Below are 16,625 nucleotides of genomic sequence, written 5' to 3' on the forward strand. Positions count from 1 at the left end.
TCCCCTTGGTGCTTGACGCTTAGCTGTGATCGACGTTCAGCTTTCCCTTCTGCAGCAGGTCATTGATGATGGCCTGGTTGCTCATCGTGCCGTTACCCGTCAGGTCCACGTTTTCCAGCACGATCTTCTGGTCGACGCCATGGGCGATATCGCCCTTGGTGTTGATGTCGATGACCGTGTTGTTGCCGTCCTTGTGGATGTTCAGGTACTGCGTCAGCGTGCCGTCCTTTTCACCGATCAGCAGATCCTTCAGGTCCAGCACGTCGCCGCCATTGGCGACGGTGTCAGCCGAGAAGTCCTTGATGGTGTCGACAGTCGGGGCGCCGACCGTACCCTGGTCGTTCAACTCCCACTTGAAGGTGTCGCTGCCCAAACCGCCATACAGCGTGTCGTTGCCCTTGCCACCAATCAGCGTGTCGTTGCCCGCGCCGCCATCCAGCGTGTCGTTGCCGGCACCGCCATGCAGGGTGTCGTTGCCCGCGCCGCCATACAGGATGTCATTGCCGTCATCGCCGTACAGGGTGTCGTTGCCGCCCTGGCCGTAGATGATGTCGTCGCCCGTGCCGCCGTGGACGGTGTCGTTGCCGCCGCGCGGGTCATCCGCAATGTTGAACTGCGCGTGGTTCGCCTTCAGGTAGTCATAGACCTCCGCGGTGGTTGCCGCATGGCCATTCTGGTAAGCCAGGAAGTCCTGCAGCGCCTTCAGGCCTTGGCCATCGTGCGAACCGGCGGCGACGTTGCCCCAAGCGAGGTGATCGGTGTTGATCGTGTCGCCAAAGATGATGTCGTTGCCGGCGCCGCCGTTGATGACGTCGTTGCCCACCACGGCCGGGTCGGTGCTGGAGCTGCCGCCTTGCAGGGCAGCGGCCAGGTCTTCACCCTTCATCACGATGTCCACATCGCCGCCGGGGGCCGCGATGACGTTGTTGGCGTCGTAGTTCGTGCGCTTGATGTCGTCGATGTACACCGTGGCATTGCCGCCGCCCGAGGTGTTGTCAGCCACATCGAACACGAAGCGGTAGGTGCCACCCGCATAGGTATTGGTCGTGATGGTTTTCCAATCCGATTGCGCGCTGGTCAGGCTGCCCTTGTCAACGGTCATCCAGGTGCCGTCAGATTTTCGAATCTGCAACGCCCACGAGAACACGTCGCCGTTGCTGAAGTTGGCCGTTTCGACCTCGAAGCTCATCTTGCCGAAGCCGGTGTAGTTGAACGTCGGGGTGATGGCGTTGGTGCTGCTGCCGCCATTCGTGTCGACCATGCGCCAGTAGTCATTGCTGAACCAGCCGGTATTGTTGACCCTGCCCGCCGAGCTGCCGTTGCCAGTGCCCGTGATGGTCCATCCGCTGGTGTCGCTCCACCCGCTACCCGATTCAAAATCGGCCAGCGTCGTCGTGGAAGAACCGCTACCGAAGCTGGCGTAGGTCATCACCGAGCCGCCCGAGCTGCCCGTGTTGTCGAACAGGCGCAGGTAGTCTTCGTTGACGCCGTTGCCGACGCCGATGCCGTGCACGGTGCTGACATTGGACAGCGGTGCGAAGGCGTCGACGGATTCCTGCACCGTCGTCTGATCCGTGGTGCTGCCGTCGCCACCAGTCTTGCCGTTGTCCTTGATGTAGTAAGTGGGATCACCGTCGGTCAGGAAGAACGTGACGTTCTCGTAACCGGCAGCCGCCGACTTGCCAGCGGAGGTTTGGGCGTTGAACCACGCCACGGCGCTGTTGAACGCCGCTTCGTAGTTGGTGCCGCCTGACGCCGACAAGTCATCGATGGCGTCCAGCAGCGTCTTCACGTTCGACGCCGTCAGGTTCTGCAGCGTGACAGGCGTGTCCGCCGTCTTCTCAAAGCCGATCAGCGTGACGTTGACGATGCCGTCGTGACCAACCAATTGGTTGGCAAGGTTCGTCAACGCTTCCTTGACCAAGGAAATGCGCGACTGACCCGAACCGTTGGTCGATCCGTCCAGCTTGTACGCCATGCTGCCCGACGTATCCACGACCAGGGCAATGTTGTAGTTCTTGCCCGGCTCCACGGTCACAACCGTGCCGCCCTTGTCGCCCAGGATGATGTCATCACCCGAACCGCCATTGAGCGGCGGCGTCGTGCCCGTGCCGCTGCCGACGTTCTCGCCCGTCACCATGTTGTTCGTGTTCAAGGCGAAGTTGTACGTGCCCGACGTGTTCTGGCCACCGTGCTCCGTACCCCCAGCATCGCGCACCTGGAACCCGATCGAGGTATCCAGACCATGGGCCGACGGCGTGAAGACCAGCTTGCCCGCGGCGATGTCCGCTGCCGAGACGGCGGTGTTCAGCCCCACGGGGTTGCCGTTGAGCGTCAGGGTGCCGTCGGTCGGCAGGCGCGAGATGATCACGCTTTGCAGGGCGTTGCCTTCGGCGCCGTCGCTGAAGTTGAACTCGGACAGCGTGAAGACGTGGCTGTCGCCGATCTCCACATTGGCGGAGTTGTCCGCGGCGACCGGGGCGTCGTTGGTGCCCACGATCGACACCGAGATCGGCTGCACCGTCGTGCCGTCGCCGGCCACTACATTGAACGATTCCGACAACAAGGCGCCCGCGGGCAGGTTCTGCACCACCGCCAGGCTGTTGTTGAGCGTGTACGTCCAGTTGCCGTTGGCGTCGATCGAGAACGTGCCGTACTTGCCGACCACGTTGGTCTGCGCAATGACGCCGCTCTGGCCCACGTCCGCGTCCACCACGTTCAGCTTGCCGGTCGAGGTCAGCTTGTAGTCTTCCGTCACCGTGCCCGAAGTCTGGCCCGTGATGGCCGGGACGTCGTTCGTGCCGGTGATGGTGACGGTAACCGGCATCTGTGCCGTGCCGCCATGCCCGTCGTTGACGGTCACGGTGATGGTGTCAGTAACCTGTTGGCCTTCCTTCAAGCCCTGGACATTGGCGCTGCCGTTGTTCAGCGTGTAGGTCCATTTGCCGCTCGCGTCCACCGCAAAGGTGCCGTAGGCGCCCGCGCCGTTGTTGCTGACGGACCAGGTGTGTGTGTCGGTCGTGTCGACGTCGGTCTTGGTCAGTTGGCCGCTGGCGCTTTGCGTACCGTCTTCCTTCACGGCGCCTGTGGAGGTGCCAGCGATGGTCGGGGCGTCGTTGGTGCCATTGATGGTGACAACGATCTCGGCTTCCGTGCCGTCAACGGTGGTAACCGTGAACTTCTCGGTGAGGGTCTCGCCGACTGCCAGGGCTTGGACCTTGGGATCGTCGTTGTTCAGGTGATAAACCCAGTTTCCGGCCGCGTCGATCGAGAACTTACCGTGGTCACCCGTCTTGTCGGTGATGGCGTTAAACGATGCCTCACCCGCATCCGGATCGGTCACGTCCAGCTTGCCGCCGGTCGTGTAGACGGAGTCTTCCTTGACTGAACCGGCGTCGTCGCCGGGCTTGGAGGGGGTGACGACAGCGCCGTCGTCAGCGCCGTTGATGGTGACGGTGACGGTCTTGGTGTCGAACCCGCCGTTGCCGTCGCTGACCTGAACCGTATAGGTCTCGGTCTTGACGTCGCCATCCTTCAAGGCTTGGGCAGCATCGTTGTCCAGCGTGTAGGTCCACTTGCCGTTGGCGTCAACGGCGAAGGAGCCATACGTACCCGTTGCCGAACCCAGAACCGAGTAGGAGTGGATGTCGGAGGTGTCAACGTCAGCAACGTTCAACTGACCATTGGCCGTCTTGACGCCATCTTCCGTGACGGTACCGGTCAATTCGCCGGACAGGACGGGCTTGTCGTTCGTACCATTGATGGTCACGACGATTTCGGCTTCCGTGCCGTCCACGGTCGTAACCGTGAACTTCTCGGTCAGCGTCTCGCCGACGGCCAAGGCTTGCACCTTGGGATCGTCATTGTTCAGCTTGTAGGTCCAGTTGCCATCGGCATCGATGGAGAACGTGCCGTGGTCGCTGGTCTTGTTCGTGATCGGGTCGAACGCGGCTTCGCCTGCATCCGGATCAGTCACGTCGAGCTTGCCGCCGGTCGTGTAGACGGTGTCTTCCTTGACCGAGCCGGCATCGTCGCCCGGATTAGCCGGAGTGACCGTCGCACCGTCGTCAGCACCGTTGATGGTGACGGTGATCGTCTTGGTATCGAAACCGCCGTTGCCGTCAGCGACTTGAACCGTGTAGGTCTCGGTCTTGACGTCGCCATCCTTCAGCGCCTGGGCAGCATCGTTGTCCAGCGTGTAGGTCCACTTGCCGTTGGTGTCAACGGCGAAGGAACCATACGTACCGGTGGCCGAACCCAGAACCGAGTAGGAGTGGGTGTCGCTCGTGTCGACATCCGACACCGAGAGTTGGCCGTTGGCCGTCTTGACGCCGTCTTCCGTGACGGTGCCGGTCAGTTCGCCGGACAGTTTGGGCTCGTCGTTGGTACCGTCAATGGTGACGACGATCTCGGCGGTCGTGCCGTCAACGGTCGTGACGGTGAACTTCTCCGTCAAGGTCTCGCCGACGGCCAGTGCTTGCACCTTGGGATCGTCATTGTTCAGCTTGTAGGTCCAGTTGCCATCGGCGTCGATGGAGAACGTGCCGTGGTCGCTGGTCTTGTTCGTGATCGGATCGAACGATGCCTCATTCGCATCCGGATCAGTCACGTCGAGCTTGCCGCCGGTCGTGTAGACGGAGTCTTCCTTGACCGAGCCGGTGTCGTCGTCCGGCTTGGATGGGGTCACGACAGCGCCGTCGTCGGCGCCGTTGATGGTGACGGTGACGGTCTTGGTGTCGAACCCGCCGTTGCCGTCAGCGACTTGAACCGTGTAGGTCTCGGTCTTGACGTCGCCATCCTTCAGCGCCTGGGCGGCGTCGTTGTCCAGCGTGTAGGTCCACTTGCCGTTGGTGTCAACGGAGAAGGAACCATACGTACCAGTGGCCGAACCCAGAACCGAGTAGGAGTGGGTGTCGCTACTATCGACATCCGAGACCGAGAGTTGGCCGTTGGCGGTCTTGACGCCATCTTCCGTGACGGTACCGGTCAATTCGCCGGACAGTTTGGGCTCGTCGTTCGTACCGTCAATGGTGACGACGATCTCGGCGGTCGTGCCGTCAACGGTCGTGACGGTGAACGTCTCGGTCAGCGTCTCGCCGACCGCCAGGGCCTGAACCTTGGGGTCGTCGTTGTTCAGCTTGTACGTCCAGTTGCCATCGGCATCGATGGAGAACGTGCCGTGGTCGCTGGTCTTGTTCGTGATCGGGTCGAACGATGCCTCATTCGCATCCGGATCAGTCACGTCCAGCTTGCCACCAGTCGTGTAAGTCGTGTCTTCCTTGACCAAACCAGCGTCGTCGCCCGGCTTGGACGGGGTGACGACAGCACCGTCGTCGGCACCGTTGATCGTGACGGTGACGGTCTTGGTGTCGAACCCGCCGTTGCCGTCAGCGACTTGAACCGTGTAGGTCTCGGTCTTGACGTCGCCATCCTTCAGCGCCTGGGCGGCATCGTTGTCCAGCGTGTAGGTCCACTTGCCGTTGGTGTCAACGGAGAACGAGCCGTAGGTGCCGGTGGCCGAACCCAGAACCGAGTAGGAGTGGGTGTCGGAGGTGTCAACGTCAGCAACGTTCAACTGACCGTTGGCCGTCTTGACGCCGTCTTCCGTGACGGTGCCGGTCAGTTCGCCGGACAGTGTGGGCTCGTCGTTCGTACCGTCAATGGTGACCACGATCTCGGCGGTCGTGCCGTCAACGGTCGTAACGGTGAACTTCTCCGTCAAGGTCTCGCCGACCGCCAGGGCCTGAACCTTGGGATCGTCGTTGTTCAGCTTGTAGGTCCAGTTGCCATCGGCATCGATGGAGAACGTGCCGTGGTCGCTGGTTTTGTTCGTGATCGGGTCGAACGCGGCTTGGCCGGCGTCGGGATCACTCACGTCGAGCTTGCCGCCGGTCGTGTAGACGGAGTCTTCCTTGACCAAACCAGCGTCGTCGCCCGGCTTGGACGGGGTCACGACAGCGCCGTCATCGGCACCGTTGATGGTGACGGTGACCGTCTTGGTGTCGAATCCGCCGTTGCCGTCAGCGACTTGAACCGTGTAGGTCTCGGTCTTGACGTCGCCATCCTTCAGGGCCTGGGCGGCGTCGTTGTCCAGCGTGTAGGTCCACTTGCCGTTGGCGTCAACAGCGAACGAGCCGTAGGTGCCGGTCGTAGCGCCGACCACGGAGTAGGTGTGGGTGTCGGAGGCATCGACATCCGAGACAGAGAGTTGGCCGTTGGCGGTCTTGATGCCGTCTTCCGTGACGGTGCCGGTCAGTTCGCCGGACAGGACGGGCTCGTCGTTCGTACCGTCAATGGTGACGACGATCTCGGCGGTCGTGCCGTCAACGGTCGTAACCGTGAACGTCTCGGTCAGCGTCTCGCCGACCGCCAGGGCTTGCACCTTGGGATCGTCGTTGTTCAGCTTGTAGGTCCAGTTGCCATCGGCATCGATGGAGAACGTGCCGTGGTCGCTGGTTTTGTTCGTGATCGGATCGAACGCGGCTTGGCCGGCATCCGGATCGGTCACGTCGAGCTTGCCGCCGGTCGTGTAGACGGAGTCTTCCTTGACCAAACCAGCGTCGTCGCCCGGTTTGGACGGGGTGACAACAGCGCCGTCGTCGGCACCGTTGATCGTGACGGTGACGGTCTTGGTGTCGAACCCGCCGTTGCCGTCAGCGACTTGAACCGTGTAGGTCTCGGTCTTGACGTCGCCATCCTTCAGGGCCTGGGCGGCGTCGTTGTCCAGCGTGTAGGTCCACTTGCCGTTGGCGTCAACAGCGAACGAGCCGTAGGTGCCGGTCGTAGCGCCGACCACGGAGTAGGTGTGGGTGTCGGAGGCATCGACATCCGAGACAGAGAGTTGGCCGTTGGCGGTCTTGATGCCGTCTTCCGTGACGGTGCCGGTCAGTTCGCCGGACAGGACGGGCTCGTCGTTCGTACCGTCAATGGTGACGACGATCTCGGCGGTCGTGCCGTCAACGGTCGTAACCGTGAACGTCTCGGTCAGCGTCTCGCCGACCGCCAGGGCTTGCACCTTGGGATCGTCGTTGTTCAGCTTGTAGGTCCAGTTGCCATCGGCATCGATGGAGAACGTGCCGTGGTCGCTGGTTTTGTTCGTGATCGGGTCGAACGCGGCTTGGCCGGCGTCGGGATCACTCACGTCGAGCTTGCCGCCGGTCGTGTAGACGGAGTCTTCCTTGACCAAACCAGCGTCGTCGCCCGGCTTGGAGGGGGTCACGACGGCGCCGTCGTCAGCGCCGTTGATGGTGACCGTGACGGTCTTGGTGTCGAACCCGCCGTTGCCGTCGCTGACTTGAACCGTGTAGGTCTCGGTCTTGACGTCGCCATCCTTCAGGGCCTGGGCGGCGTCGTTGTCCAGCGTGTAGGTCCACTTGCCGTTGGCGTCAACGGAGAACGAGCCGTAGGTGCCGGTGGCCGAACCCAAAACCGAGTAGGAGTGGGTGTCGGAGGTGTCAACGTCAGCAACGTTCAACTGACCGTTGGCCGTCTTGACGCCATCTTCCGTGACCGTGCCGGTCAATTCGCCGGACAGTTTGGGCTCGTCGTTCGTACCGTCAATGGTGACGACGATCTCGGCGGTCGTGCCGTCCACCGTCGTAACCGTGAACGTCTCGGTCAGCGTCTCGCCGACCGCCAGGGCTTGCACCTTGGGATCGTCGTTGTTCAGCTTGTAGGTCCAGTTGCCATCGGCGTCGATGGAGAACGTGCCGTGGTCGCTGGTCTTGTTCGTGATCGGGTCGAACGCGGCTTGGCCAGCGTCGGGATCAGTCACGTCCAGCTTGCCTCCGGTCGTGTAGACGGAGTCTTCCTTGACCGAGCCGGCATCGTCGCCCGGATTAGCCGGAGTGACCGTGGCGCCGTCGTCAGCGCCGTTGATGGTCACCGTGACGGTCTTGGTGTCGAACCCGCCGTTGCCGTCGCTGACTTGAACCGTATAGGTCTCGGTCTTTACATCGCCGTCCTTCAAGGCCTGGGCAGCGTCGTTGTCCAGCGTGTACGTCCACTTGCCGTTGGCGTCAACAGCGAACGAGCCGTAGGTGCCCGTTGCAGCGCCGACCACGGAGTAGGTGTGGGTGTCGCTCGTGTCGACGTCAGCAACGTTCAACTGACCGTTGGCCGTCTTCACGCCGTCTTCCGTGACGGTGCCAGTCAATTCACCGGACAGTTTGGGCTCGTCGTTCGTACCGTCAATGGTGACCACGATCTCGGCGGTCGTGCCGTCAACGGTCGTGACGGTGAACGTCTCGGTCAGCGTCTCGCCGACCGCCAGGGCCTGAACCTTGGGATCGTCGTTGTTCAGCTTGTACGTCCAGTTGCCATCGGCATCGATGGAGAACGTGCCGTGGTCGCTGGTCTTGTTCGTGATCGGGTCAAACGCGGCTTGGCCGGCGTCGGGATCAGTCACGTCCAGCTTGCCTCCGGTCGTGTAGACGGAGTCTTCCTTGACCGAGCCGGCATCGTCGCCCGGATTAGCCGGAGTGACCGTGGCGCCGTCGTCAGCGCCGTTGATGGTCACCGTGACGGTCTTTGTGTCGAACCCGCCGTTGCCGTCGCTGACCTGAACCGTATAGGTCTCGGTCTTGACGTCGCCATCCTTCAGCGCCTGGGCAGCGTCGTTGTCCAGCGTGTAGGTCCACTTGCCGTTGGCGTCAACGGCGAAGGAGCCATACGTACCCGTTGCCGAACCCAGAACCGAGTAGGTGTGGGTGTCGGAGGTGTCAACGTCAGCAACGTTCAACTGACCATTGGCCGTCTTGACGCCATCTTCCGTGACGGTACCGGTCAATTCGCCGGACAGTGTGGGCTCGTCGTTCGTACCGTCAATGGTGACCACGATCTCGGCGGTCGTGCCGTCAACGGTCGTGACGGTGAACTTCTCCGTCAAGGTCTCGCCGACGGCCAGGGCCTGAACCTTGGGATCGTCGTTGTTCAGCTTGTAGGTCCAGTTGCCATCGGCATCGATGGAGAACGTGCCGTGGTCGCTGGTTTTGTTCGTGATCGGGTCGAACGCGGCTTGGCCGGCGTCGGGATCAGTCACGTCGAGCTTGCCGCCGGTCGTGTCGGTGGTGTCTTCCTTGACCAAACCAGCATCGTCGCCCGGCTTGGACGGGGTCACGACAGCGCCGTCATCGGCACCGTTGATGGTGACGGTGACCGTCTTGGTGTCGAATCCGCCGTTGCCGTCGCTGACTTGAACCGTATAGGTCTCGGTCTTTACATCGCCGTCCTTCAGGGCCTGGGCGGCGTCGTTGTCCAGCGTGTAGGTCCACTTGCCGTTGGTGTCAACGGCGAAGGAACCATACGTACCGGTGGCCGAACCCAGAACCGAGTAGGAGTGGGTGTCGGAGGTGTCAACGTCAGCAACGTTCAACTGACCGTTGGCCGTCTTGACGCCATCTTCCGTGACGGTGCCGGTCAATTCGCCGGACAGGACGGGCTCGTCGTTCGTTCCGTCAATGGTGACCACGATCTCGGCGGTCGTGCCGTCAACGGTCGTGACGGTGAACTTCTCGGTCAGCGTCTCGCCGACCGCCAGGGCCTGAACCTTGGGGTCGTCGTTGTTCAGCTTGTACGTCCAGTTGCCATCGGCATCGATGGAGAACGTGCCGTGGTCGCTGGTCTTGTTCGTGATCGGGTCGAACGCGGCTTGGCCAGCGTCGGGATCAGTCACGTCGAGCTTGCCGCCGGTCGTGGAGACGGAGTCTTCCTTGACCAAACCCGCATCGTCGCCCGGCTTGGACGGGGTCACGACAGCGCCGTCATCGGCACCGTTGATGGTGACGGTGACCGTCTTGGTGTCGAATCCGCCGTTGCCGTCGCTGACTTGAACCGTATAGGTCTCGGTCTTTACATCGCCGTCCTTCAGGGCCTGGGCGGCGTCGTTGTCCAGCGTGTAGGTCCACTTGCCGTTGGTGTCAACGGCGAAGGAACCATACGTACCGGTGGCCGAACCCAGAACCGAGTAGGAGTGGGTGTCGGAGGTGTCAACGTCAGCAACGTTCAACTGACCGTTGGCCGTCTTGACGCCATCTTCCGTGACGGTGCCGGTCAATTCGCCGGACAGGACGGGCTCGTCGTTCGTTCCGTCAATGGTGACCACGATCTCGGCGGTCGTGCCGTCAACGGTCGTGACGGTGAACTTCTCGGTCAGCGTCTCGCCGACCGCCAGGGCCTGAACCTTGGGATCGTCGTTGTTCAGCTTGTAGGTCCAGTTGCCATCGGCGTCGATGGAGAACGTGCCGTGGTCGCTGGTCTTGTTCGTGATCGGGTCGAACGCGGCTTGGCCAGCGTCGGGATCAGTCACGTCGAGCTTGCCGCCGGTCGTGTAGACGGAGTCTTCCTTGACCGAGCCAGCGTCGTCGCCCGGATTAGCCGGAGTGACCGTGGCGCCGTCGTCAGCGCCGTTGATGGTCACCGTGACGGTCTTGGTGTCGAACCCGCCGTTGCCGTCGCTGACTTGAACCGTGTAGGTCTCGGTCTTGACGTCGCCATCCTTCAAGGCTTGGGCAGCGTCGTTGTCCAGCGTGTAGGTCCACTTGCCGTTGGCGTCCACCGCGAACGAGCCATAAGTGCCCGTTGCAGCGCCGACCACGGAGTAGGTGTGCGTGTCGCTTGCATCGACATCCGAGACCGAGAGTTGGCCGTTGGCGGTCTTGACGCCGTCTTCCGTGACGGTGCCGGTCAGTTCGCCGGACAGTTTGGGCTCGTCGTTCGTACCGTCAATGGTGACCACGATCTCGGCGGTCGTGCCGTCGACGGTCGTAACCGTGAACGTCTCGGTCAGCGTCTCGCCGACCGCCAGGGCTTGAACCTTGGGATCGTCGTTGTTCAGCTTGTACGTCCAGTTGCCATCGGCATCGATGGAGAACGTGCCGTGGTCGCTGGTTTTGTTCGTGATCGGGTCGAACGCGGCTTGGCCGGCGTCGGGATCACTCACGTCGAGCTTGCCGCCGGTCGTGTAGACGGAGTCTTCCTTGACCAAACCAGCGTCGTCGCCCGGCTTGGAGGGGGTCACGACGGCGCCGTCGTCAGCGCCGTTGATGGTGACCGTGACGGTCTTGGTGTCGAACCCGCCGTTGCCGTCGCTGACTTGAACCGTGTAGGTCTCGGTCTTTACGTCGCCATCCTTCAGGGCCTGGGCGGCGTCGTTGTCCAGCGTGTAGGTCCACTTGCCGTTGGCGTCAACGGAGAACGAGCCGTAGGTGCCGGTGGCCGAACCCAAAACCGAGTAGGAGTGGGTGTCGGAGGTGTCAACGTCAGCAACGTTCAACTGGCCGTTGGCGGTCTTGACGCCATCTTCCGTGACCGTGCCGGTCAATTCGCCGGACAGTTTGGGCTCGTCGTTCGTACCGTCAATGGTGACGACGATCTCGGCGGTCGTGCCGTCGACGGTCGTAACCGTGAACGTCTCGGTCAGCGTCTCGCCGACCGCCAGGGCTTGCACCTTGGGATCGTCGTTGTTCAGCTTGTAGGTCCAGTTGCCATCGGCGTCGATGGAGAACGTGCCGTGGTCGCTGGTCTTGTTCGTGATCGGGTCGAACGCGGCTTGGCCAGCGTCGGGATCAGTCACGTCGAGCTTGCCGCCGGTCGTGTCGGTGGTGTCTTCCTTGACCAAACCAGCGTCGTCGCCAGGCTTGGAGGGGGTGACGACAGCGCCGTCGTCGGCACCGTTGATGGTGACGGTGACGGTCTGCTCGTCGAATCCGCCGTTGCCATCGCTGACTTGAACCGTGTATGTCTCGGTCTTGACGTCGCCATCCTTCAGGGCCTGGGCGGCGTCGTTGTCCAGCGTGTAGGTCCACTTGCCGTTGGCGTCAACAGCGAACGAGCCGTAGGTGCCCGTTGCAGCGCCGACCACGGAATAGGTGTGGGTGTCGCTTGCATCGACGTCAGCAACGTTCAACTGACCGTTGGCGGTCTTGATGCCGTCTTCCGTGACCGTGCCGGTCAGTTCGCCGGACAGTTTGGGCTCGTCGTTCGTACCGTCAATGGTGACCACGATCTCGGCGGTCGTGCCATCGACGGTGGTAACCGTGAACTTCTCCGTCAAGGTCTCGCCGACCGCCAAGGCTTGCACCTTGGGATCATCGTTGTTCAGCTTGTACGTCCAGTTGCCATCGGCATCGATGGAGAACGTGCCGTGGTCGCTGGTCTTGTTCGTGATCGGGTCAAACGCGGCTTGGCCAGCATCCGGGTCAGTCACGTCCAGCTTGCCACCAGTCGTGTAAGTCGTGTCTTCCTTGACCGCGCCGGCATCGTCCCCGGGGTTTGCCGGCGTGATGATCGCGCCATCATCCGTGCCGTCGATGGTAACGGTCACTTCCTTGGAAACCTGGCCGCCATTGCCGTCATCGACGGTGACGGTGAACGTCTCGGTGATCGATTCTCCGGACTTCAAGCCCTGGACGTCCTTGTTGGTGTTGTCCAGGTTGAAGGTCCAATTTCCATTGCCGTCGACGGAGAACGAACCGTAGGTTCCCTTGCCGTCGTTGTTGACCGTCCAGGTATGGGTGTCGGTGGTGTCGACGTCGGCCACGTCCAGTTTGCCGGTCGCGACCAGGCTGCCGTCTTCGGTGACCGCGCCATCGGCCTTGCCGGTCAGCACGGGAACGTCGTTGGTGCCGACGATGGTGATCACGACCTCGCCAGTGGTGCCGTCAGCGGTGGTGACGGTGATGGTTTCGGTCAGTGTCTTGCCGGCGCCCAGGCCTTGGACTGCAGGGTCGCCGTTGTTCAGGTCATAGGTCCACTTGCCGTCGGCATCGATCGAGAACGTGCCGTGCGTGGTGGGCGCGTTGGTCTGTGCCTGGAATACGGCCTGGCCTGCGTCGGGGTCCGTGACTTCCAGTTTGCCCGCGACCGACAGCTTGCCGTCCTCGACCACTTCACCCTTGTCGTCGCCAGGAACGCCCGGGGTGATGATCGCGCCGTCGTCGGTGCCGTTGATCGTGATGGTGACGGCTTGCGTGGTCACGCCGCCGTTGCCATCGTCGACGGTAACCGTGAACGTTTCGGTCAACGTTTGGCCCGCGGTCAGGGCTTGCACGGCGGGGTTGGCGTTGGTCAGGTTGTACGTCCAGGTGCCGTCCGCCGCAATGGACAGCGCGCCGTATTCGCCGGCGCCGTTGTTGTTGATCGTCCAGCTGTGGGTGTCGGACGTGTCGACATCGGCCACGTCCAGCTTGCCAGTGGCGACAAGCGATGTGTCTTCGGTGACCGCGCCCGCGGCCTGGCCGCTTAGCGTCGGGACGTCGTTGGTGCCCTGGATGGTGACGGTGACCGTGCCGGCCGTGCCGTCCGCCGTGGTGACGGTGAAGGTCTCGGTCAGGGTCTCGCCAACGGCCAGCGCTTGCACGCTGGCGTCGTTATTGTTCAGGTTGTAGACCCACGCGCCGCTGGCGTCGATTGAGAACGTGCCATGCTGGCCGGCCTGGCCGGATTGCACGACGAAGCGGGCCTCGCCGTCGTCCACGTCGGTGACGTTGAGCTTGCCGTTGGCGGTGAAGGTGGTGTCTTCCTTGACCGTGCCGGCATCGTCACCCGCATTGGCGGGCGTGATCACGGCGGCATCGTTCACGCCGACGATCGTCACTTCGACGGTGGCGGTGGACGTTGCGCCACTGGGGTCGGTGACCGTATAGGAAATCGTGCTGGTGGTGGTTTGGCCTTCAGGCAGGTTCTGGAAGCCCGTGCCGGGCGTAAAGACGTAGCTGCCGTCGGGCAGAACCGTGAACGTGCCACCGTTGGACCCGGTAACGGTGATGCCGTCCGAGGTCATGGGGCGGCCGCTGACCGACACGATCGCCAGGGGATCGCCGTCGGGGTCGCTGTCGTTGGTGAGCAGGTTGCCGCGCTGCACGGCGTTCTGGTCACCCGTGTTGGCGTCGTTCAAGGCCGACGGCGCGGTGTTGGTTGCGCCAGGAACGGCCGCATCGCCATCATCGCCCGTTGCGCCCGCACCCGCCGCGCGGGCCAGGGTGTCGTCGCCACGGGCCGGGTTGGTATAGGCCAGATCCAGCGGCGAGGTCGTTTCCAGAATGCGGGCCAGGCGAACAAAACTGCTGCCGCCTGCATCACCACCGCCCGCCACGATGGCGGCGGTGGGGTCCAGTTCGTCAAACGGGTCGCGGCCGGCTTGCAGGGCGGCCAGAAGGCGTTCGGAATCGGTGCCGGTGGGCGGGGCCACCGCGGCTTCGCTGGCATCGGCCAACGGGCCCGCCATGTCGCCATTCACGGCAACTTCACGGCTTTCTCCGATCACGATCGGCATGCCGTTTTCAACCTGAAGGGAAACCGTGGCGCCCGAAGCCGTGACGATGTCGCTGCCGGCGGGGACTTTGCTGCCTTGATGCAGTTCGGTCAGAGAGCCGTCGCTATTGCGTATCCACGCGCGACCAGAGATTTCGTTGACGACTGCGGGAGTAGAGTTGGCCATGTGGGTTCCGTTTCAGGGAGTTATCCAAGATGGCCAGATACTAAAGAGCGCCGCGTCGGCGCGATATTGTCCTCAAGGACAGGTTCAGGAGGGTATTTTGCTGCGAGTGTCGGCCGGCGCCGAAATGCCGTGGACCAGCAGGGCGAGCTGAAGGCGGTCTGACACATTCAGCTTCTCGAAAACGGCGGACAGATGGGCCTTTACCGTGCGTTCGGTAATGCCCAGCGCTTCGGCGATCTGCGCATTGGCCTGGCCGCTGGCGGCGTACCTGGCAACGGTGGTCTCGCGTTCGGTCAACACGCCGTCATCCCAGGAATGCGAGTCCTGGGCGCGTTCCGTCACCAGCTTCAGTAGGCGCGCCACTAATGAACGGCCCATCCAGATCCCGCCGGACGAAACCACTTCCAGCGCTTGCGACAGGGCGGCAGTGGGCGCATAGCTGTGGCAATAGCCATGGGCGCCCGCGCCCAGCGCTTGCGTGCCTTGTTCGTCGTTGGGGCTGGGGCTGGCCACGACCAGATGCAGGCCGGCCAGGGCGGGCGCCCAGGACGGGTCCTGCCAGGACGGCAGGCGCGGCACGCCGGTATCCAGCACGGCCAGCGTGCGGCCTTGCTCGCGCCAGCGTTGCAAGTCGGCCAGGCCGCGCCCACGGGCAGCCAGCCAGCGCGTGGAATCCAGCGCGCGCCAGTGTTGCCAGAGCAGGTCGTCGTGCGTAATCAACAAGACGGGAACAGGTTTCATAAAGCCTTCCAGCTCTCCTTTAACGTTCGGTGAAGGCGTTTGCCTTGGCACGCAAAATCGGCTTGAGCAGGTACTGCAACACGGTGCGTTTACCCGTCAGGATATGAACCTCTGCCACCATCCCTGGGATGATGGGCAATAGCTTGTCGCCCACGGTGCTGCGGTCCGTGCGGACGCGCACCACGTAGAAGGAATTGCCTTTCTCGTCGGTCACGGTATCGGCGCCGATCTGTTCGATCTTGCCTTCCAGGCCGCCGTAGATGGCGAAGTCGTAGGCGGTGAATTTCACTTCCGCCTTCTGGTCGGCATGCAGGAAACCGATGTCACGCGGCTGGATGCGGACCTCCAGCAGCAAGGTGTCGTCCTTGGGGACGATTTCGATGATGTCCTTGCCGGGCTGCACCACGCCGCCCACTGTGTTGTTGAACAGTGTCTTGATGGTGCCCGCCAGGGGCGCGCGGACTTCCGCCAGCTTCACGCGGTCGGCCAATGCCAGCTTGCCCTGACGCAGGGTGGCCAGCTTGGTGTTGGTTTCCGAGAGTTCGCTGCGCGCCTGGTTGCGGATATTGAGCTCGGACTCCTCCAGCTTGCTTTGCGCTTCCTTGATGGATGCCTGGAAGCGGTCGATCTGCGCTTCGGCGCCTTTCTGTTCGCCGCAATACCGCGCCACATCGCGCTGCAAGCGCAGCAGGTCCACTTCAGACACGGCGCCGCTCTTGAGCAGCGGCCGCGTCACCTGCAGTTCCCGCGACGTCAGACTGCAACTGGTGGATGCCTGGTCGCGTTTGGCGATCGTTTCGCGCAAGTCTTCTTCGCGCTGCTTCAGCTGTTCGCGCGCCACGTTGATGGTGGCGTTCAGCTCGGTATTGCGAGCCAGGTAGGCGTTGCGTTCCATTTCGACCAGGCCGGGGGCTTGCTTGAGCACCTCTTCCGGGGCAACGAACGGTTCGCCGGTGGCCAGCGCCTTCAGGCGGGCGGACCTGGCCAGCAACGACAGATATTCGGCGTTGTTTTCGCCGAGCGAAGACGCAAAACGGGTGGGATCTATCTTCAGCAGGGTTTGGCCGGCTTGCACCTCCTGGCCGGGGCGGACCAGGATTTCCTCGACGATGCCGCCGTCCAGGCTCTGGATGACCTGCACTTGGCGCGACGGCACGACCTTGCCTTCGCCCCGCACCACTTCGTCGATGCTGCCGGTGGCCGCCCAGACGATCAGCAGGAACGTCGCCAGCAGCGCCACCCACAGCAGCACGCGCGAACTGCGGGCTTGCGATTCGTGAATGACCCATTCGGCGTTGCCGACATAGTCAGAGCGCTTTTCCCGATTGCCTTTGTCGGCGCCATCCAGCAGCCGATCAAAAAAGAATACGAAGATGTTGCGCAACTTGCGCCACAAGCCGCCCAACAGGCCGTGCTTGATCTCTCCTGGGTTTTTCTGCATGGCGCC

General features: G+C 62.7%; 3 protein-coding genes. All 3 read right to left on the minus strand.

Annotated elements, in window-relative coordinates:
- Nucleotides 1–19: 19 nt before the first annotated feature.
- Complete coding sequence (locus tag P8T11_RS00610) at nucleotides 20–14,437, minus strand: retention module-containing protein (RefSeq protein ID WP_277549530.1); 14,418 nt, start codon at nucleotides 14,435–14,437, stop codon at nucleotides 20–22.
- 84 nt (nucleotides 14,438–14,521) lie between these two features.
- Nucleotides 14,522–15,178, minus strand: coding sequence for a helix-turn-helix transcriptional regulator (locus P8T11_RS00615; RefSeq protein WP_268078798.1), 657 nt, complete (start codon nucleotides 15,176–15,178; stop codon nucleotides 14,522–14,524).
- 19 nt (nucleotides 15,179–15,197) lie between these two features.
- Nucleotides 15,198–16,619, minus strand: a complete 1,422-nt coding sequence (locus tag P8T11_RS00620) for an HlyD family type I secretion periplasmic adaptor subunit (protein WP_268078797.1) — start codon at nucleotides 16,617–16,619, stop codon at nucleotides 15,198–15,200.
- Nucleotides 16,620–16,625 lie beyond the last annotated feature (6 nt).

This window comes from Achromobacter spanius (assembly GCF_029637605.1).
In the GTDB taxonomy this organism is placed as follows: domain Bacteria; phylum Pseudomonadota; class Gammaproteobacteria; order Burkholderiales; family Burkholderiaceae_B; genus Achromobacter; species Achromobacter spanius_E.

Coding starts and splice junctions, on each gene's coding strand:
- P8T11_RS00615 (WP_268078798.1), bottom strand. CDS start 15,178: ATGAAACCTGTTCCCGTCTTGTTGATTACGCACGACGACCTGCTCTGG.
- P8T11_RS00610 (WP_277549530.1), bottom strand. CDS start 14,437: ATGGCCAACTCTACTCCCGCAGTCGTCAACGAAATCTCTGGTCGCGCG.
- P8T11_RS00620 (WP_268078797.1), bottom strand. CDS start 16,619: ATGCAGAAAAACCCAGGAGAGATCAAGCACGGCCTGTTGGGCGGCTTG.